Source organism: Streptomyces curacoi (assembly GCF_001513975.1).
GTDB classification, from domain to species: Bacteria; Actinomycetota; Actinomycetes; order Streptomycetales; family Streptomycetaceae; genus Streptomyces; species Streptomyces curacoi.
Map to the genome: position 1 here is coordinate 11839 of NZ_KQ948000.1, position 18588 is coordinate 30426.

The 18588-nt window shown below is 70.2% G+C and carries 16 protein-coding genes and 2 pseudogenes; 3 read left to right on the forward strand and 15 right to left on the reverse strand.

Annotation, left to right across the window (positions count from 1 at the left end):
* Window positions 1–34: 34 nt before the first annotated feature.
* From AQI70_RS38895 to AQI70_RS36110, 4 genes are all read right to left on the reverse strand, one after another.
* Entirely contained in the window at window positions 35–175 is a 141-nt protein-coding gene (locus tag AQI70_RS38895) for a SapB/AmfS family lanthipeptide (RefSeq protein WP_107117160.1), read from the reverse strand.
* The gene (gene lanKC, locus AQI70_RS36100) at window positions 172–2817 is read right to left on the reverse strand and encodes a class III lanthionine synthetase LanKC (RefSeq protein WP_062156677.1); all 2646 of its coding nucleotides are present in this window, start codon (window positions 2815–2817) and stop codon (window positions 172–174) included. Before lanKC ends, AQI70_RS38895 begins: the two co-directional genes overlap by 4 nt.
* 202 nt (window positions 2818–3019) lie before the next feature.
* Entirely contained in the window at window positions 3020–4204 is a 1185-nt protein-coding gene (locus AQI70_RS36105) for a DSD1 family PLP-dependent enzyme (protein ID WP_062156678.1), read from the reverse strand.
* 230 nt (window positions 4205–4434) lie between these two features.
* On the reverse strand, window positions 4435–5100 hold the full coding sequence (locus AQI70_RS36110; RefSeq protein ID WP_062156679.1) for a helix-turn-helix transcriptional regulator: 666 nt from the start codon (window positions 5098–5100) through the stop codon (window positions 4435–4437).
* 219 nt (window positions 5101–5319) lie between these two features.
* On the opposite strand from AQI70_RS36110, the pseudogene AQI70_RS40505 reads away from it, so the two are divergent.
* Both AQI70_RS40505 and AQI70_RS40515 read left to right on the forward strand, forming a co-directional pair.
* Window positions 5320–5722 (forward strand): annotated as a pseudogene (locus AQI70_RS40505) (maltose acetyltransferase domain-containing protein); the annotation flags it as partial.
* A 2-nt stretch (window positions 5723–5724) separates the two neighbouring features.
* Window positions 5725–6084, forward strand: a pseudogene (locus AQI70_RS40515) (TetR/AcrR family transcriptional regulator); the annotation flags it as partial.
* Here the strand turns inward: AQI70_RS40515 and AQI70_RS36120 are convergent.
* Window positions 6014–7075: a hypothetical protein gene (locus AQI70_RS36120; RefSeq protein WP_062156681.1), complete on the reverse strand. Its 1062-nt coding sequence runs from the start codon at window positions 7073–7075 to the stop codon at window positions 6014–6016. The pseudogene AQI70_RS40515 and the gene AQI70_RS36120 sit on opposite strands and share 71 nt — an antisense overlap.
* 115 nt (window positions 7076–7190) lie before the next feature.
* Here AQI70_RS36120 and AQI70_RS36125 point away from each other — a divergent pair, with 115 nt between their 5' ends.
* Window positions 7191–7811, forward strand: a complete 621-nt coding sequence (locus tag AQI70_RS36125; RefSeq protein ID WP_062156682.1) for a TetR/AcrR family transcriptional regulator — start codon at window positions 7191–7193, stop codon at window positions 7809–7811.
* A 91-nt stretch (window positions 7812–7902) separates the two neighbouring features.
* On the opposite strand, the gene AQI70_RS36130 is transcribed toward AQI70_RS36125, so the two are convergent.
* The 10 genes from AQI70_RS36130 to AQI70_RS36175 all read right to left on the reverse strand — a co-directional run bounded on the left by AQI70_RS36130 (window position 7903) and on the right by AQI70_RS36175 (window position 18585).
* Entirely contained in the window at window positions 7903–9270 is a 1368-nt protein-coding gene (locus tag AQI70_RS36130) for a cytochrome P450 (RefSeq protein ID WP_062156683.1), read from the reverse strand.
* 207 nt (window positions 9271–9477) lie between these two features.
* Window positions 9478–10740 (reverse strand): DUF418 domain-containing protein, encoded by a 1263-nt coding sequence (locus tag AQI70_RS36135; protein ID WP_062156684.1) that lies wholly within the window; start codon window positions 10738–10740, stop codon window positions 9478–9480.
* A gap of 397 nt (window positions 10741–11137) precedes the next feature.
* Window positions 11138–11761: a helix-turn-helix domain-containing protein gene (locus AQI70_RS36140; RefSeq protein ID WP_062156685.1), complete on the reverse strand. Its 624-nt coding sequence runs from the start codon at window positions 11759–11761 to the stop codon at window positions 11138–11140.
* A gap of 9 nt (window positions 11762–11770) precedes the next feature.
* Window positions 11771–12856 (reverse strand): FAD-dependent oxidoreductase, encoded by a 1086-nt coding sequence (locus tag AQI70_RS36145; protein WP_062156686.1) that lies wholly within the window; start codon window positions 12854–12856, stop codon window positions 11771–11773.
* Window positions 12853–14172, reverse strand: coding sequence for an FMN-binding glutamate synthase family protein (locus tag AQI70_RS36150; RefSeq protein ID WP_062156687.1), 1320 nt, complete (start codon window positions 14170–14172; stop codon window positions 12853–12855). The genes AQI70_RS36145 and AQI70_RS36150 overlap by 4 nt, the downstream gene beginning before the upstream one ends.
* Window positions 14173–14184: 12 nt before the next feature.
* A complete protein-coding gene (locus AQI70_RS36155; RefSeq protein ID WP_062156688.1) occupies window positions 14185–14859 on the reverse strand; it encodes a GltB/FmdC/FwdC-like GXGXG domain-containing protein in 675 nt (224 codons plus the stop codon).
* A complete protein-coding gene (locus AQI70_RS36160) occupies window positions 14847–15713 on the reverse strand; it encodes a class II glutamine amidotransferase domain-containing protein (protein WP_062156689.1) in 867 nt (288 codons plus the stop codon). Before AQI70_RS36160 ends, AQI70_RS36155 begins: the two co-directional genes overlap by 13 nt.
* 57 nt (window positions 15714–15770) lie before the next feature.
* Window positions 15771–17099, reverse strand: coding sequence for a type III glutamate--ammonia ligase (glnT, locus tag AQI70_RS36165; protein ID WP_062156690.1), 1329 nt, complete (start codon window positions 17097–17099; stop codon window positions 15771–15773).
* A gap of 216 nt (window positions 17100–17315) precedes the next feature.
* Window positions 17316–17984 carry a GntR family transcriptional regulator gene (locus AQI70_RS36170; RefSeq protein ID WP_062156691.1) on the reverse strand — a complete coding sequence of 223 codons (669 nt, stop codon included), beginning with the start codon at window positions 17982–17984 and terminating at the stop codon, window positions 17316–17318.
* Between the two features lie 97 nt (window positions 17985–18081).
* On the reverse strand, window positions 18082–18585 hold the full coding sequence (locus tag AQI70_RS36175) for a flavin reductase family protein (RefSeq protein ID WP_107117161.1): 504 nt from the start codon (window positions 18583–18585) through the stop codon (window positions 18082–18084).
* Between the last annotated feature and the right edge of the window lie 3 nt (window positions 18586–18588).

The window sequence follows — 18588 nt, forward strand, 5'->3', positions numbered from 1 at the left end:
GCGGGGACGCACATGGCGTCCCCGCGTGGAACCGCTACTTGCCGCTGCAGAGCAGCAGGCTGAGGTTGCTCGCCCCTCCGGCACACAGCGTGACGCTGTAGTTGCTGTGCCTCTTCGGAGGCTTGCCGCCGGTGGCGACAGTCGGATCGATTGCCTGCAGTTCGAGGAGTGTCATGGAAGTTCACCTCCTTCCTGACCTTGTGGGGACGGGGGCATGTGGCCGTGTGGCCCGTTCCGCCGGTCGCTGGGAGCGAGGAACGGCAGCCGCACGGGGCGGTCGTGCAGCGCGGAGCCCACGGCGAGGAGGACGCCCGCACTGCCGGTGGCCAGGTCGGTGGACAGGCGCATCAGCTGATCGCCGGGGAACGCGAAGTGGCCCCGGTAGGTGAGTGCGTGCCGGGACAGACGGCGTATGTGCTCGGCGACCACCGGGTCCCGCTGTGCGGCCGTGCCCGGGGGGTGCGGACGGCTGAGACAGAGGATCATCCCGGCCATCCCCTGGAAGAGCCCCGGCTGGATGAAGAACCGGGCCGTGGTCGCCTTGCGGATCGCTGCCGCCGCGGACTTGTGGAACGGGGTGTCCTCGCGGTGTGCGAGGTAGTCATCGAGCACGAGGCCGATACCGGCGCTGCCGACCCCCAGGTACGGCAGGGTCCGCCAGCCCTCGTCTACTTCCATGGCCCCGCCCTCACGGACGATGCAGCGGCGCAGGTCCTGCCGGAGCGCCCGGTCGGCCAGGGCGAGGAACTCCGGATCGCCGGTGTCCTCGTGCAGCCGCAGGAACATCAGGGCGGGGCCGGTCGCGCCGCGCAGCAGTCCGGCGTACGGGTACGCGTCGTCCGCCGCGTCCTCCGCCGCGCCGTCGGCCGGTCCCAGCCGGTCGGCGAGGATGTCCGCCACCGAGAAGGCCGCGTCACGCAGCGCGGGGTCACCGGTGGCCGCGGCGAAGTGCTGAAGGTTCAGGCCGATCCCCGCCAGGCCTCCGTACAGGTCGGGCCCCAGTTGCTGCCACTGCTCGCCCAGAGCCATGTCGAGGACCTTCATCGCCACGTCCCGGTGGCCGAGGTGGTCGAGCGCGTACGCGATGCCGTGCAGGCCGTCGTAGAAGCCGAGGCGGATCCCGGGCTCGGGGCGCAGGGCATGCCGCACGAGCCACTCCTCGTGGTCCGGGTGGCAGCCGGCGCCGACGGCGTCCAGCGCGTACAGGACGCCCGCCGCGCCGTGTGCGAAGGCCAGGCCGCCGCCCGGCGTGGCGAACTGCTCGACGTCGCCAGGGAAGAGCCGGTCGTCACGGTCCGGGGTGGCGGCCGCCTGGATGGCAGCGGTCATGGACGCACGGGTGCGGGTCCAGCCCTGGTGGTCCGGTTCCGGCCACGCCTGCGCGACGGAGCCTGCCGGTGCGCCGGTGCCCTCTCCCGCGATCATCCGGACCGCGTCGTCGAAGAAGCCGGGAGGAACCGGGAAGGTCCGGGCGATGTCGTCGGCGAAGTGCCGTGCCTTTCCCGAGTCGAGCGGGAACAGGCCGGTGAGCGGCAGGAACAGGAAGAAGCGCAGGCAGGCCAGTGCGTAGCGGTCGATGTCGACACCGGACAAGCCGCTCGGGACGACGAACCCGGGGGCGGCGAGGCGCTGGTCCTGCCGGTCGGTGACGTCCGCGGCGCCCTCGAAGTCGATCAGTACGACCCGGCCGTCGGGGCGGACCAGCATGTTGTCGGCATGGAGATCGCCGACGATCAGGCCCCTGCCGTGTACGGCGTCGACGGCGCGCTCGACCTCGTCCAGCGTGTCGAGGGCCCACGAGGTGTAGGCCTCGGTGTCCATGTCCTCGGCTTCCGGAAGGACGAGGGGGCACCGGTCGACGAACATGCTGTTGAGCGTCGGCCCTTCCACGAACTCCTCGACAAGGAAGTGGTGCTCGCCGAGCACGAAGTGGTCGAGCAGCGCGGGCACGCAGTCCAGCCCGCGCAGTCGTTCGAGGGCTTCACGCTCACGGCGTTGCCGGGTGACGGCGTCCGCGCCGTCGAGGGTGAGCCCCGCGTACGGCCGGGCCTCCTTGAGCACGACCCGCTGCCCCGTCCGTGTGTCCTGACCGGTGTAGAGCCCGCCTCCGTTGGAGAAGTGCAGCGCGCTCTCGATGCGGTACGGCAGGCCGGCGACGGTGGTGCTGTTCCGTGCGGCGAGGTGGGGTTCGAGAAAGGCCGGCAGTGTCACCCAGTCGGGCACCCGGAACGCGGGTCCGCGCACATCGGGCACGAGCCGGCCGGCCGCGTCCTCGATCGCCGGCACCAGCTCGCCGTCCGGGGAGACACAGGTCCGCATGGCGAACCCGCCGTACCGGACGTACAGCGGGCCGGAACCCCAGCGCAGATCACTGAGGACGTACGGTCCCGGCCGGCCCGCCAGGACGGAGCCCAGCTCGTGGAGGACCGTTGCGAGCTGGGCCTCGTCCACCGGGTAGATCGTCACGAACTTGCCGCTGGATTCACGTGGGGCGTACTTCGCGTTGGCGAGGAGGAGGCTGTCCTCGCTGGGGAGGAACTTGAAGGCGATCCGACGCGGGACGCAGTAGTCCCACACGGCGGTCAGGGTGTCCCGTGCGTCGTCGAGGCACGCCGATACGTGGATCTTCCAGCCCTGCGGGGGAAGGTCCACTCCGTCGGGCGTGAGCACCACCCAGTTGTCCAGATCCGACCGCACCCACCCGTCCGGAGCGGGACAGAGGGACAGTTCGAAGTTGTCGCTCTGCCCTTTCGCACGCGCGGGGGTGTCGTAGAAGTCCGGGTCGATGAGGCAATACGCCTCGTATCGCATGTCCACGGGGGCTCCAGTGGTCCGAGGACCGTATTCGGAGTTCATGGGGAACGTTCACCCGGGAGCACTACCGAGGATTGCAGACTCGGCCCGCCGCGGAATACCACCGTTTGTCACCCGTACGCGGTGAGACTGTCTCCTCGGAGCCGGGAGGACTTTCCCTTCACTACCGGGAGAAACGCCTGCGGCGACGACGCTCACGGGCTGGTCACCACCCGGTGATGCGTGGCCAGACGGCCTGGATCACGGGGGCGGTGTCCGCGGTCCGGCTGCTGTCGATGACGTGGTAGCCGTGGTGCTGGGCGGCGGTGGCGCAGGCGTGGTTGGGCAGGATGCGCAGACGGGTGCCCACCGGCAGGTCGGGAAGGGTGGCATCGTCGCGGGCGGTGAGCGTGCCGTGCTCCTGGCTCGCGGCGGTCATGACCAGGTCTGGGAGGAGGTTGCCGTCGAGGTCGGTGACCAGGCCGTAGCCGTGGTCCTGAGCCTGGACGGAGGTGCCGCGGTCGCGAGACATGGCCATCCAGCCGCCGTCGGTGATGATCCACCCGTACTCCGGCCGGTGGCCGATGACGGTGACGACGACCGACAGGGCGAGATCGTCGATGGCGCAGACGGCGAGGCCGGCCATGACCAGGTCGAAGAAGACGTAGTTGCCGGCGCGGAGTTCGGTGACGCCGGTGAGGTCCTCGACGGCGTGGGCGGTCGGGGTGGAGCCGACGCTGACGGTGGTGACGGGCAGGCCGGCCGCGCGCAGTCGCTCGGCTGCGGCGACGGCGGCGTCGCGTTCGTGCCGCGCGGCCAGGCGCTGTTCTTCGGCGGTGTAGGCGAAGTAGGACTCGCCGGCGTGGGTCAGGACGCCGTCCAGACTGCCCGCGTCGTGCAGGATGCGGCCGATCTCGGTCAGCGCGGGGTCGTCGGGCTTGATGCCGCCGCGGTGGCCGTCGCAGTCGATCTCGATCTGGGCGGGGATCAGCAGTCCGGCCCGCTGCGCGGCTCGTGCGACGGACTCTGCCTGCTCGGGGCTGTCGAGCAGGACGCGCAGGCGGACACCGCGGCGCAACAGTGCCATGACGCGCGGGAGTTTGTGCGGGTCGATACCGACCGCGTAGGTGATGTCGGTGTAGCCGCCGTCGGCGAACGCCTCGGCCTCGGCGAGCGTGGAGACGGTGACCGGACAGGGCGGTGTGCCGTCGTGGAGGAGGGCGGCGACGTCGAGGCTCTTGGCGGTCTTGACGTGGGGGCGCAGGGTGACGCCGAGCCGGTCGGCCCTGGCCTGGAGGCGCTCGATGTTGCGCAGGGTCTTGTGGACGTCGACGACGGCGAAGGGGGTGTCGGGGTCGGCCAGCGTCCGGGTGGTGGTCTGCGGGCCGGTGGCGCTTGCGGTGCTGTTCACAGGGCAGTGTCCATTTTCTTCGGGAGGGCCGGGCCCGGAAACGGGTCCCGCAGCCCGATGCCGGAGCTGTCGGAGGTGCGGCGGCCCTCGGTGCCTCGGGTGGGTCTGCTCGGGCTGGTTTCAGAAAAGGCGGGCGCGGCCGAGGAGTTCGGACGGGGTTTCCCACTTGCCGGGGGGCATCGGCACGCTGCAATCAGGGCTCGGTCCGGCAGGGGCCACGAGGCGCCCTCTCACTTGGCGTAGTTGTAGACCGTCGCCCGGGACACCCCGAGCAGGTCCGCGATGGTCTGCGCGGCATCGCGCGAGTCGAAGTAGCCGTCGCGCTGCAACTGCCGCACCAGCGCTCTCTTGTCCTCCCGGCTCAGTGACCGGGGAGTCGCGGCGCGCTCGGCGGCGTGGGCCTCCACCACCGTGCGCAGCTCGCGGGCGTTGCGGTCCCGCAGGGTCTCCAGGGGCTGCTCGCGGTGCTCGGTGTCGGTGGCCACGAGGTTCGACAGTGCGAGCGTCACAGGTGACAGGACGGACACGTCGAGGTTCAGGCAGAGAGCCGCGATGTACTGGCCCGCGGCGTTCTTGATGCCGATGGACGTGCTCTTCGCCGGGCGGCCGTCGGGGAACTGGTTGGGGTAGTTCTGGATGACGCTGGGATAGCCGGGATCCTCGATGCGGGCCAGGCCCAACTCCGTGACGGAGTCCCCGACATGGCGGCCGGAGAGGTTGTTCTCGATCGCCCGGATCGCGTGCCGGGGGTCCCGCAGGTCATGCAGCACCACCTCACACAGCCCCGGGAACATGCGGCCGACCGCGACGGCGATCTTCTCCGCCTCCCGGATCAGGTGCTCCTCCGCCTCGTCCGAGCCCAAGGCGACGCCCTTGCTCTTGCCGTCTTCCGGCACCCCGGCAACGCCCGTGCTCCGGTCCTCTTCCGCTCCCGCTGAGCCGCGCTCCACAGCGCCTCCTCCCAGCCGCTTGGAATCCTCGTCTAGATCTAGACAGAAAGGCTAAGCACGGCCGCCGCCGCTTGTCCAGCCGATCACCCCACCCCAAGCAGGAGTGTGCGTACAGCGGGAGCTCAGAGCGTACGTTCGCACACTCCGGGGTCTACGCTCGTACGCATGTCGACCGACTACTTCACGGACGACCCCCGCTCCAACCTGGAACGCATACTCGCGGGCGACCTCTACATCGCAGACGATCCCGAGATCGCCCGCCGCCAGCAACGGGCCGTCCGGCTGGCCGCCAACTATCAGGCCGCCTACGCCGAGGACGTCGACGCCGCCCGGCCGCTCCTCGCCGAACTGCTCGGCTCGTTGGGCGACGAGGCGCATGTGCGGCCCGCCCCTGTACGTCGACTACGGCAGCAACATCACGATCGGCGCGCGCACCTTCGTCAACTACAACCCCACCGCACTGGACGTCGCGGCCATCGCCATCGGTGACAACTGCGTCATCGGTGCGGGCGCCGTCGTCACCAAGGACGTCCCCGCGAACGTCGTCGCGGTCGGGAATCCGGCCCGGTCGACCGCGACGAGGCCAGGACCGCGGTGGCCGACCTCATCCACGCACTGCCCGAGGGGAGCCAGCGCGACCTCATCCTCACCCAGGAGCTCTACACCGTCACCGCCCGCCGACCCGCCTACCGGGAACTCACCCAGGAATGGACGGCTCGCAGCCGCACGCACCTGGAGAAGCATTTCGACCCCGCCACCGCCCGCCAACTGGACGCTCTCATCGAGGCCCTGACACTGCACCGCGCCCTGGCCCAGGAACCCCACGACCGCGCCCTCACCCTGGACGCCGTCACCCGCATCACCGCCACTGGCCGGCGCGACCACCAGGGCGCGTTCCGGAGCCGCGGTAGTAGTCGGCGACGGCGGTGAAGGCGGCCTTGGGTTCCCAGGGCATGTCGGGGTAGGTGGCTCCGAGGCGGTCCTCCAGGACTCTGACGATGCCGTAACTGGCCAGGTCCAGGTCGTCGCGGGGGTCGCCGTCGGGGCGGTGCAGGTGGTCGTAGAGCGCGAAGGTGAACACGAAGGTGCTGTCGATGCCTCCGGCGTCGAACGCCTCCAGCAACTCCCGCAGATACGCGGCCTGACCGGCCTCGTCACGAACGTACTCCCCGTTCAACCGGAGAGGCGCCCGGGTCTCCTTGTCGTACTCCACGATCTCCAGACCGCGAGCGCCCCTGTCACCCGCCCCCTGATAGCCCGCTGCGCCGAACTCGGTGATCGCGACCGGCTTTCCCTGCGCGACGAGATGGTGGATGCCTTCGATGAACCGGTCGGCGATCTCGGCCGACCGGTAGAGATCCATGGACACGATGTCGAAGGGGGTCCAGTCGACGCGTTCAAGGGGTACGGCGGCGTAGGTCACTTTGCCGCCGAAGTGCTCGCGGACGAGTGCCGCGGCCTTGCCGAGGAAGTCGTTGACGCGTGCGGAGACCTCGCCGATGTGCTCGCGCACGCGAGAGGGGTCGCTCAATAACGCGACCCGCTCGTCTGCGCTGTCGCCGGGCAGGAACCCCTTGTTCATCAGGCTCAGTTCGGCGCCGGTGACGAACACGACCTCGGCTCCCTGCCGTCTGAGCCGCTCCGCACGCTCGGCGCAGTCGGCGAACAGCGACAGCATCTCGTCGGCGGTCAGTTCCAGCGGGTAGGGGGAGAACCAGACCTCGAGGCCGAGGTCGGCGGCATGGGCCGCCGCGAGCTCCATCCGTTCCGGATCGCCGCCCATGACGCGGACCGCGTTGCAGTGCAGGTCGTCACGGATGATGCCCAGCTCGCGCCTGACTGTGTCCGCGTCGAAGCGCTGACGGCTGATCGCTCCCTTGACCATGAAGCCGGTGTCGTAGCTGATGCCTCTGGCTCGCATGTGTCGGATCCCCCCAGGAGCAGGCTTACGATACGTGCCGTACCTTAATTTCCGTGACTCGCCGGGCACAACCAGAATGGGAAGGCACGGTCGGTACCGATTGCGAGAAGGAGTCATGGCGGAGGATCCAAGGGGACGGTCAGGTTCCGGGCAGACGCGGCGACGCGGAGCCGCTTTGGAGGAGGCGATCCTGCGCGCCGCGGTGGACGAACTCACCGAGTCCGGATACGCGGGGTTGACTATGGACAAGGTCGCCACCCGCGCCGGCACCAACAAGAACGCCGTCTACCGCCGCTGGCCGAACCGGCTCACGCTCGGCATCGCCGCCTATCGGCAGCTGGCAACGGCGGTCCAGCCCCCCGACACCGGAACTCTGCGCGGCGACGTCCTGGAGTGGCTGCGTCAGGCGAACCGCTACTGGAGCTCGCCCCTCGGTGCGATTCTGCGCGAACTGCTCTCTGCCGCCGGCGGCGCACCGGAACTGCTGGCGCAGTTGCAAGAACAGTCCGGGGACACCGCGGTCGGCCCCTGGTTGACCATCCTGGGGCGCGCGGTCGCGCGCGGTGAAGCTTCCCCCGAGGCGCTCCATCCCCGGGTCGCGACCGTCGCCATGGTCCTGCTGCGCAACGAGTTCGTCCTGCGCGGCGTTCCTACCGCACCCGATGACGTCCTCGTCGAGATCGTCGACGAGGTGTACCTGCCGCTGGTTCGCGGTCGAGGCGCGCCTCCGGCCTGAGGCGTTCGGAGGGCGCTCCGCTTCAGTCGCGATCCGGCCGGGACATCACCGGCAGGGCCGTCGGACAGCGCCCTGCCGGGCCACGGCCGGTTCAGGCAGATGTCTCCTGCTTGAGGCCTGTTCGGGGGCGGATGGCCATCCGCAGGGTGCGGGGCCGTACGGTGGCCCGGGCCACGGGTTGGACCACCTGTCCCGCGTCGAGTTCCAGCCGTACCGCCCGCGTGATCGTCGCGATCGCCGTGATCAGTTCGGCGAGGGCAAAGCGGTCCCCGATGCACTTGTGCTTGCCGTCCCCGAACGGCAGGAACGCGCCCAGCGGGGACGCCTGGGCATCGTCTTGCCACCGGTCCGGGTCGAAGGTGAGCGGATCGGGAAAGAGCTTGGGGTCGCGGTGCAGGGCGTGCTGGCAGTAGGCCAGTTCGGTGCCTGCGGGGAGGGTCCACTCGCCGAGTCGGGTCTCGGTCGTCGTGCGGCGGGTGACGAGCCAGCCAGTGTGGTGCAGCCTCAGGGTCTCGGTGATCACTCGGTTCAGGTACGGCAGGCGGGTGAGATCGTCGAAGGTGACGGGCCGCTCGCCGAGCACCTCGTCGAGCTCGGCCAGGACGCGGGCCTCGATGTCCGGGTGACGGGCGAGTTCATACAGGATCCAGGACAGCATCGAAGCGGTGGTCTCGGTGCCGGCGACGGCCAGGGTGAGGATCTCGGAGCAGATCTGGTGCCCGGTCAGCGGCTCGCCGGTCTCCTCGTCCACGGCGCGCAGCAGCATGGACAGCATGTCCCCGGTGTCGTGCCCGGAGGCCTGCAGTTCGTCGACGGCGGTGTTGATGGTGGCGCGTACGGCGGCGCGGGCCCGGTCGAAGCGGCGGTTGAAGGGCAGCGGCAGTCTCTCGACCCAGTCGGGCAGCATGATGCGGGCGCCGACGCCGTTCATCACCACCGACAGGTCGCTGCGCAACTGGCGGAAGGTTGCCTCGTCCAGGCTGCCCGAGAACACCGTCTTCGCGAGCATGTTGAGGCTGAGCTGAACCATCGCCTCACGGACGTCCAGGACTTGGCCGGGCTTCCAGGCGGCGACGGCCGCTCTCACCTCGGCGCGCATGATGTCGACGTACCGAGCGGTCTCGGTGTGGGCGAAGGCCGGCTGGAGCTGGCGACGCTTGCGTACGTGGGTGCGGCCGGCGGCGGTGACCACACTGTCGCCCAGTAACTGGCCCATCTTGTCGAAGAACCGGCCCTTGTCGAGGGTCGGCGCGAGGGCCTTCAGCATCTGGTGGATCAGGGTGGGGTCCTGGACCACGACGGTCCGCGTGCCGGGCTGCAGGACGATCTCTATCAGCGGCTCCCCCGTCTCGCGCAGTGACGCGATGAAACCGAGGTTGTCGCGCATCTTCAGAGCGTGTCCAAGGAGCGGGAACGATCCTGCGGCCCGCGGTATGGGGGGAGGCGCAGTGAGCGTCACGGGTCATCCCTTCACGGCGATCATGGGCTCCCTATGACTTCCCTGCTCCTTTCCCGAGGCAATACACGCGTGAACGTGTCCTACGCCACGTGGAACGGGAGGCGCAGCGCTGTCTGCCGGCCGACGATGCCGCCGTAGCGCCGCCGGCCGCCCGTACGGAACCGCCGGATCACCCCGTCGACCTGCTCCCCCGACATCGTCGGCCGGTCAGCTCCGGTACACGAGCCGACGCAGGACTGTCTCGACCGGCCCGCGTCGCCCGGCCCGCTCCAGGGCGTATGACCCGGCCACCGTAACCAGCCAGACTCCGACCGCGAAGACCGCCATGGTGGCGCTGGTCAGATGCTCGCCGAGGCCGAGGCCCCAGGCCGCGAGCAGCGGGGAGAAGATCAGGGAGTGGGCGAGGTAGCAGGACAGCGACCGCTTGCCGACCGCTGAGACCGCGACGACGGCCGTCGCGCCCCGCCGGCCGGGCCGGTGGGTCCACCAGTGCGCGAACAGTGCGACGGCGGCGACATAGCCGATCCCGGCGGCGTTCCCGGTGACATCCCGCAGGATGGTGAGCGCCCCCTCCTCGCTCTGCGCGTCGTCCGGTACGTCGAGCGCGCCGACGTGGGCGAGCGCGGCGGGCAGTCCGCCGAGCCAGCCGACGGCGATGCCGCTGACCGCGGTGCGGCGCAGCAGGCGCAGATGGCGTCCGGGCTCCTCCAGGATGCGCCGGCGCGCCGCCCAGAAGCCGAGCAGGAACACCACGTAGCCACCGCCGACGAGGGCGAACGGGGCACCGACGAAGGTGATGAACAAGCCGGTCGTCAGCCGGGTGCCGAGCGCCGCGAGCGCGCTCTCCTCGCCCGACGCGTACGCCTCGAAGCCCGCCTCCGCTCCGGAGTCCCCCAGGGATCCCAACTCGCCGCGGAGCAAGGCGATCACGACCGGCAGCGAGGAGAACAACACCAACTGTGCCGCCGCTGTGCCGATCCACCACTTCAACGCACGCTCACTGCGCCTGACGAAGAGCCAGCCGAGGAGAAGGCTCAGCAGCCCGTAGTAGCCGACGATGTCGCCGGCCATCAGCAGGGTGGCGTGCGACAGGCCGATGACGATCAGCCAGAGGCTGCGCCTGCGCAGGATCCGCACGGCGGCGCGCCCGGAGGTCCCGGCCTCGGTCTGGCGCAGGTAGAGCTGCATCATGCCGTAGCCGAAGAGGAACGCGAAGAGCGGATAGACCCGTAGATCCAGCACGGTGATCATGGTGAACTGGACCGCACGGTCGGCCCATCCACCGTCGACCGGCTGCCACCCCGAGGGGCCGTGCCGAGCCGCCCAGAGGTGGAAGGCCGTGTTGGACAGGACGATCAGCAACAGCATCATCCCGCGCGCGAGGTCGGGCGCCAGCGCCCGCTCCTCACCCCGTACGGGCCCGCGCGGCAGTGGCACACTCTTGGCGTTCTCGGCATCGGTCGTCGTCACACGGCCACGCTAGGAAGGCGTCCGGTGCCTGGAAATCCGTCCTCGGTCGCGCTGCGGTCGACGAAAGTATGCCGTCCGGGCGGGCTGGACGGAAGAAAGATCTTTTTTGGCCGCCAGTGCGGTGAGATCGGCCAAGTCACCACGGCTTCGCCTGTGGTCTGTGGTCTGTGGCCAACAGGCCTGGGGTGAGAAGCTGTGTCACATCCTCTTTCTGCAGGTCATGGCGCACTTCCTCTCTGGAGTCGGGCCGACGGTCATGGTCGGCCCATCGTGCAGCCATCTCGGTTCGGTTGGCGTAACCAAGCTTGGCGAGGATGCTGCCCGGACGGCACAGGGTGACCCGTGCACCGGGTAGACGTGTACCACCAGCAGACGAAGACCTGCTTGAGGCCGGGTTTCAGTGGTGCGGACTGTCCCCGAAAGCCGTCACCGTCAGAAAGCGGATCGGCAGTTCGACCAGGCGCTCGGGGCCGTGCGGGGCCTCGCCGTCGAACTGCAGGGCGTCCCCGGCCCGCAACGTGTAGCTGGACTTGCCGTGGCCGTAGACCATGACGCCCTCCAGCATGTAGATGATCTCGGTGCCGGCGTGCTGGAAGAGCGGGAAGATCTCGCTGGACTCGGTGAGGGTCACCAGCAGGGCGTCCATGCGCTTGTGGGCGCCCCGCAGTGAGCCGAGCTGGGCGTACTCGTGGCCGACGCGTGTGCCGCGCCGCACGATCCGGGCGCCGTGTCCGGCGGGGACGAAGACGGCCTCGCGTTCGTCGTCCATGCCGCGGAACAGGGCGGTGACCGGGACGCCCAGGCCCCGTGCGAGGCGGGAGAGCGTGGTGAGGCTGCACGCGGTCTGGGCGTTCTCGATCTTCGACAGCATGGCCTTGGAGATGCCGACCCGCTGCGCCATCTCGCCGACCGACATCCCCGCCGCCTGCCGGTACTCGCGGGCCCGGATCGCGATGACGCGCTCCAACGCCTTGTCGTCGGAGTCTCGGGGGTCCGCTGCGGGTTCGGGGTGCTCGGTCACCGCGGCATCCTAGCCCGCGCGGTCGAGGCGGAACCGGGGATGGGGCTCGGCCCGTCCCGTGGCGAGGGCGGCGGCCATCGCCCCGATGAGCGGGGCGAACTTGGCTCCGTGGCCGGAGCACGGGGAGACGATGACCAGAGGGCCGTGGCGGTCGAGGACGAAGTCCTCGTCGGGAGTGGTGGTATAGAGGCAGGTCGCTTCGGCCACCGGGTCGGGATCCAGGCCCGGGAGCCGGTCGCGGACGAAGTCGCTCACCCGCGTGCGCGACGACGGGTCCACGATCCCGGTGCGGGTGCGGGCGGTGGTGGGGGTGCCCCGGTCGTGCTCGGCGACCTTGACCGCGGGGAGCGGGCCGCCGTCGGCGCCGGAGGGAAGTCCGTAGACCTGCGCCGACCCGTCCTTGCAGACCAGGATCGGCCACCGCACGTGCGGCTCCCGCTGCGGGAAGTGGAAGACCTGTTGCTGGGTGACCCGCAACGGGGGCAGGGGGACGGGCAGTGGGAGGTCGGGCAGCCAGGGGCCGGCGGCGATCACCACCGTGTCGGCGATCAACTCACGGCCGTCGTCCATATGCACAAGTGCCTTGTCCTGTACGTCGACGCCCGTGACCCGTACGCCGATCAGCGCGTCCGCGCCGTGCTCGACGGCCCGGCGCACGCACGCCGCGACGGTCTGGTCGGCGTCGATGACACCCGCGTCCGGGTGGTGGAGCGCCGGGCCGGTGAAGCGGATGTGCGGCCAGCGCTCCGCGGCGGCTTCCGCGCCGAGCAGTTCGTACGGCACTCCGGCCGCGCCCATCACGGCGGCCAGCCCCTCCGGGTCGCGCCCCTCCCCCAGGTCGAGACCACCGGTGGTGCGCAGCAAGGGAGTCGAGCTGTCGTCCTCCAGTTCGCGCCACTGATCGTACGCCTGCCCGGTCAGTCCGACGTAGAAGGGGTCGGCGTACGCCCGTCGGAAGATCCGGGAGCTGCCGTGCGAACTGCCGTGCCGGTGGCCGATGTCGTACGCCTCGATCAGCGTGACCTCATGGCCCTGACGTGCGAGCTGCCACGCGGTGGCCGCGCCCATGAGTCCGGCGCCGACGACCGCGATCACAGGCCCGCTCCCGGAATCCAGTGGGTGCCCGCGAGCGGGACGCGGGCCATCGCCGCGGACTCGATGGTGAGGGCGACCAGGTCCTCTGGCTCCAGGTGCAGGAGATGGGACTTGCCGCAGGCGCGGGCGAGGGTCTGGGCCTCCATGGTCATCACCCGCAGGAAGTTGGCGAGCCGGCGGCCGCCCTCGGCGGGGTCGAGGCGGGCGGACAGTTCCGCGTCCTGGGTGGAGATGCCGGCCGGGTCGCGGCCGTCCTGGTAGTCGTCGAAGTAGCCTGCGGCCGAGCCGAGTTCGCGGTACTCGGCGTCGTACTTCGGATGGTTGTCGCCGAGCGCGATCAGCGCGGCCGTGCCGATGGCGACCGCGTCCGCGCCCAGGGCGAGCGCCTTGGCCATGTCGGCACCGCTACGGATGCCGCCCGAGACGATCAATTGGACCTCGCGGTGGACGCCCAGCTCCTGCAGCGCCTGGACGGCCTGGGGCAGGGCAGCCAGAGTGGGAATGCCGACGTGCTCGATGAACACGTCCTGGGTGGCGGCCGTACCGCCCTGCATGCCGTCGACGACCACGACGTCGGCGCCCGCGTGCACGGCGAGCTTGACGTCGTAGTACGTCCGTGTCGCGCCGACCTTCACATAGATCGGCTTCTCCCAGTCGGTGATCTCGCGCAGTTCGAGGATCTTGATGGCGAGGTCGTCGGGGCCGGTCCAGTCGGGGTGGCGGCAGGCGCTGCGCTGATCGATGCCGACGGGCAGCGTCCGCATGCCGGCGACCCGTTCGGTGATCTTCTGGCCGAGCAGCATGCCTCCGCCGCCGGGCTTGGCGCCCTGGCCGAGGACGATCTCGATGGCGTCGGCGGCGCGCAGGTCGTCGGGGTTCATGCCGTAGCGGGACGGCAGGTACTGGTGAACGAGGTGCTTGGAGTGGCCGCGCTCCTCCGGGGTCATGCCGCCGTCGCCGGTGGTCGTCGAGGTGCCGACCTCGCCGGCACCGCGGCCGAGGGCCTCCTTGGCCTGGGCGGACAGCGCGCCGAAGCTCATGCCGGCGATGGTGACGGGGGTGGCGAGCCGCAGGGGGTGCTTGGCGTGCCGGGTGCCGAGGACGACGTCCGTGTCGCAGCGTTCGCGGTAACCCTCCAGCGGATAGCGGGACATGGAGGCACCGAGCAGCAGCAGGTCGTCGAAGTGCGGGAGTTTCCGCTTGGCGCCCCAGCCGCGGATGTCGTAGACGCCGGTCTCGGCGGCGCGCTGAATGGCGTGGATGGTGGCGCGGTCGAAGGTCGCCGACTCGCGCAGGCCGTGGGTTGCGGGTTCCATGGCTGGACTCCTCTAGTACGAGGTCATGTTGGCGACCTTGAAGTGGTACAGCTGCCGGGCTGAGCCGTAGCGGCGGAAGTCGGCGGGGTCCTCCTCCCGCTCGGCCGCCTTGAGCAGTTCGGCGAGTTCGGCGAGGTGCTCGGCGCGCATCTCCTTCTCCACGCAGTCGGCGCCGAGGGACTTGACCGTGCCCCTGACGTAGATACGGGCCTCGTACAGCGAGTCCCCCAGCGCGTCGCCCGCGTCGCCGCACACCACCAGGCGTCCGGCCTGCCCCATGAAGGCGCTCATGTGGCCGACGCCGCCGCCGACGACGATGTCCACACCTTTCATGGAGATCCCGCAGCGGGCGGAGGCGTCCCCGTCGATCACGAGGAGGCCGCCGTGGGCCGTGGCACCGGCGGACTGGGAGGCGTTGCCGCGCACCCGGACCGTTCCGGACATCATGTTCTCGGCCACTCCGGTGCCCGCGTTGCCGTGCACCGTGACCGTGGCGTGCTGGTTCATGCCGGCGCAGTAGTACCCCACGTGGCCCTCGACGTCGACGGTGTGGTCCTCGCGGATCCCGCAGGCCACGGCGTGCGCGCCACGCGGGTTGAGGACCCGCCACGAGGTGGCGGCCGTGGAGTGCAGGGCCTGGTTGAGCTCGCGGACCGGGCTCTCGGCCAGGTCGATCAGCGTCGCCATACGTACACCTCTTCCGGCTCGGGTTCGAAGATGCGGGCGTTCTCGATGCCCGGCAGGACGTCCAGGGCCCGGTACTCGGAGGCCATCGCCACCCATTGGGCCGTCTCCGCGACCAGGGCGGGCTTGCAGGCGATCGCGTCGCGGACGACCGCGAAGGAGTCGCCGGTGGACACGAGCAGCGTGTAGAAACCGTCGAACCGCTCGCACAGCAGCCGCAGCGCCTTCTCCAGGTCGGCACCCTGGGCGAGCTGGTGCGCGATGTACCGTGCGCCCACCTCGGAGTCGTTCTCGCTGTCGAACTCGGCCCCTTGGGCGCGCAGTTCGCGCCGGATGGTGGCGTGGTTGGCGAAGGAGCCGTTGTGCACCAGACACTGGCCGGGGCCGACGGAGAAGGGGTGCGCGCCCTCGGGGGTGACGGCGGACTCGGTGGCCATCCGGGTGTGGCCGACGCCCTGCCATCCGGTGACACCGGCGAGCCCGAAGGACTCGGCCAACCCCACGGGATTTCCGGTGCCTTTGAGTACGGCCATGCCCGTGCCGGAGCCGATGACGGTGGCGTGGGGCAGCGCGGCCGAGACGGCTGCGAGCAGGTCGCCGTCCGCGTGCACGACCGTGGTGGCGTCGGCCGCGACGGCCACGGCGCCGGGCAGCGCGGCCTCCGCCTCGGCCGGTGTGACCCCCAGCAGCGAGACGACGGCACGTCCCGGCGGGGACAGACGCGGGTCGCCGTAGACCGCGACCCCCGCCGAGTCCGGGCCGCGTTCGACGACCTGCCCCAGCATCGCGGTCAGCAGCGCGCCGAGCCGGGGTTCGAGGGAGGGCTCGCGCAGATGGAGCCCCACGATTCCGCACATCTCAGATCCCTTCGGAAGGCGGTCGGTCAGAAGGCGGTCGGTCAGAAGACGGCCAGTTCAGAAGGCGGTCAGATAGCGGTCCAGCTCCCAGGGGCCGACCGTGGCGTGCCAGTCGAAGAACTCCTCGCGTTTGAGGTCGGCGAAGTACTGGCTCACCCCGGTCCCGGCCACGTCCAGGGCACCGCTGATCACGTCGTCCGCCTGGAGGGCCTCGACGGCGTGCAGCAGGGTGGGCGGGAGTTCCGGGCCCTTGCCCACCGCGCCGGGCTCGCCCGGGTCGAGGCCGCGTTCGATACCGTCGAGGCCCGCGGCGAGGGCGGCGGCAGCGGCGAGGTAGGGGTTGGCGGCGCCGTCACCGCCGCGCAGTTCGATGCGGTTGCCGTCGGGAACGCGGACGAAATGGGTGCGGTCGTTGCCGCCGTAACCCGCCATGCGGGGCGACCAGGTGGCGCCCGAGCGAGTGGAGACCGCGCCGGTCCGCTTGTAGGAATTGACCGTCGGCGCGATGACGGCCTGGAGCGCCCGCGCGTGCTCGACGATCCCGGCGACGAAGGAATAGGCGAGCGGGGAGAGACCGAGCCCGCGCCCGTCGGTGGTGTCGGGGAAGGCGGGCTCATCGCCCCGCCACAGTGACATGTGCAGGTGCATGCCGGTGCCGGTGCGGTCGGTGAACGGCTTCGGCATGAACGTGGCGGTCATGCCGCGCTGTTCGGCCAGCACCGACACCAGGTACCGCATGGTGATCACCCGGTCGGCGGTAGTGAGGGCGTCGGAGTGCTGGAAGTTCTGCTCGAACTGGCCGTTGCCGTCCTCATGGTCGTTGGCGTAGTTGCCCCAGCCGAGCGCGTTCATGGCACTGGAAACCGCGGTGAGGTGGTCGTACATCCGGGTCAGGCCGCGCGCGTCGTAACAAGGCTGCGGCGCGGTGTCCCTGACGTCGGCGACGCTGAGCACGCCGTGCTCGTCCCGGTTGACCAGGAAGTACTCGACCTCCGCGCCCACGGCCAGGGAGAGCCCCCGGGCCCCGGCCCGCTCCAGCAGACTGCGCAGGATGACGCGGGGCGCGTAGGGCCAGGGTTCGCCCTCCACGTACGGGTCGCAGTGGACGAGGGCGAGACCGGGCTTGACGAAGGGGACGGGTGTGTACGAGGAGGTGTCCGGCCGTGCGACGACGTCGGGGTCGCTCGGCTGCTGGCCGAGCGCGCCGGCCGCGTATCCGGCGAACCCGACGCCCTCGTCGCGGAGTTCCTCGACGGCCTGGGCAGGAACGAGCTTGGCGCAGGGCTTGCCGGTCAGGTCGACGAAGACGGCCAGTACGAACTCGATGCCGTCGGCGCGGACCAGCTCGGCGAGATCGGGGGCGTCCGCCGCTGGGTCGGTCGTCATGGGGCCTCCCTGGCCACGATGGAGTGTCTACTGTGATGAACCGTCGTTGCATGCGAGTAGACACCCTGGGAGTTACGGGAAGATTGCGGCGGTGGAAGCTCCCCGTAAGCCGACGGATTTCCCCCGCAAGCCGCAGGGCCGGGCACCGCCTCCGAAGAGGCGGAACCCGGCCCTGGTCCACCGTCAGGCTGCCTGCGGCCAATGTGATCGCCCGGTTCAGGAACCTGCCGTGCCGAACCTCTCGTTCGAACCGCTGAGGGGCAGCCCCGCCAGCAGCGCACGTCGGCTTGCCCTGACGTGCTCCCGCATCACGTGCTCGGCGCTGTCTCCGTCCTTCTCCAGGATCAGCTCCAGGACGAGGTGGTGCTCACGGTCTGACTGAAGCGGGCGGCCCGGCTGGCTCAGCGACGTGTTCACCAGCCGGGAGTACGCCAGCTGATTCATCAGCATCCGGTAGTGGGACTCCAGCTTGCTGTTGTCGGCACCGGCTATGAGCAGGTCGTGGAACTCCTGGACCAACTCCGCGTACCGCTCCCGGTCGTCCCGCGCCACCGCTTCGTCGGCCTCGCGCAGGTTCCGCTCGAGCAGGTCGATCTCCGCGACACGGCCGCGCCGGGCGAGGAGGCGGGCGGCCGCGCCCTCGAGAAGCTCCTTCATCTCGAAGAGTTCCGTGATCTCGCGGCGGGAGGGGGTGGTGACGAATGTCCCGACGCGGGGCCGGATTTCGACCAGCCCTTCGGTCTGCAGCTGCTTGAGGGCTTCGCGCACCGGCGTACGGCTGACTCCGAACTCCTCCGCGAGGGCGAGCTCCGAGAGCGGAGCGCCGGGATCGATGTCTCCCTTGATGATCCGCCGGCGCATTTCGGCGATCACCCTGGCCTGCATCGACCCTCCCCCAGCCTCCGGCCGGGGGGACCCCCACTTCGGTTCGCTCTTTGCGCGATTCACCGAGCCCTCCTCCGTCTCCCGAGCCACCCGCCGGTCATCCCAACGGCGCGAGCGCGCCACCGTCGAAGAACTTACCCGCGCTGTAGACCATCGGATGGCGCTCGGCCACCGAGGCGTGCACCACGCGGCAGATGAACACGGTGTGGGTGCTGGCCTGCAGCCGCTCGCGGATCTCGACCTCCATCTGCGCGCTGCTCCGGGCGATCAGCGGGCTGCCGCAGGGGCCGCTCTCCCATTCCACGTCCTTGAACTTGTCATCGGCCTTGCTCGCGAACGTACCGACGACATCGAGCTGGTCCGTGGACAGGATGTTGATCGCGAGGTGGTCCGCCCGGAACAGACAGTCATGGGTGGAAGAGGTGCGCTGGACGCACACCATCACGGTGGCGGGGTCGAGCGAGATGCTCGAGAACGCGTTGACGGCCAGTCCTCTGGGCGTCTGTCCGTCCATCGCGGTCACGACCGTGACACCGGTGACGAACCGCCGGTTGACCTGCTTCATCACGTCGAGGTCGGGCTTCGAGGCGAGCGGCGCCATGGA

Excerpts from the sequence above, each read along its gene's own strand:
- AQI70_RS36125 (WP_062156682.1), top strand. The coding sequence starts at position 7,191 with ATGGCGGAGGATCCAAGGGGACGGTCAGGTTCCGGGCAGACGCGGCGA.
- AQI70_RS36150 (WP_062156687.1), bottom strand. The coding sequence starts at position 14,172 with ATGGAACCCGCAACCCACGGCCTGCGCGAGTCGGCGACCTTCGACCGC.
- glnT (WP_062156690.1), bottom strand. The coding sequence starts at position 17,099 with ATGACGACCGACCCAGCGGCGGACGCCCCCGATCTCGCCGAGCTGGTC.
- AQI70_RS36160 (WP_062156689.1), bottom strand. The coding sequence starts at position 15,713 with ATGTGCGGAATCGTGGGGCTCCATCTGCGCGAGCCCTCCCTCGAACCC.
- AQI70_RS36155 (WP_062156688.1), bottom strand. The coding sequence starts at position 14,859 with ATGGCGACGCTGATCGACCTGGCCGAGAGCCCGGTCCGCGAGCTCAAC.
- AQI70_RS36175 (WP_107117161.1), bottom strand. The coding sequence starts at position 18,585 with ATGGCGCCGCTCGCCTCGAAGCCCGACCTCGACGTGATGAAGCAGGTC.
- AQI70_RS36170 (WP_062156691.1), bottom strand. The coding sequence starts at position 17,984 with ATGCAGGCCAGGGTGATCGCCGAAATGCGCCGGCGGATCATCAAGGGA.
- AQI70_RS38895 (WP_107117160.1), bottom strand. The coding sequence starts at position 175 with ATGACACTCCTCGAACTGCAGGCAATCGATCCGACTGTCGCCACCGGC.
- AQI70_RS36120 (WP_062156681.1), bottom strand. The coding sequence starts at position 7,075 with ATGCGAGCCAGAGGCATCAGCTACGACACCGGCTTCATGGTCAAGGGA.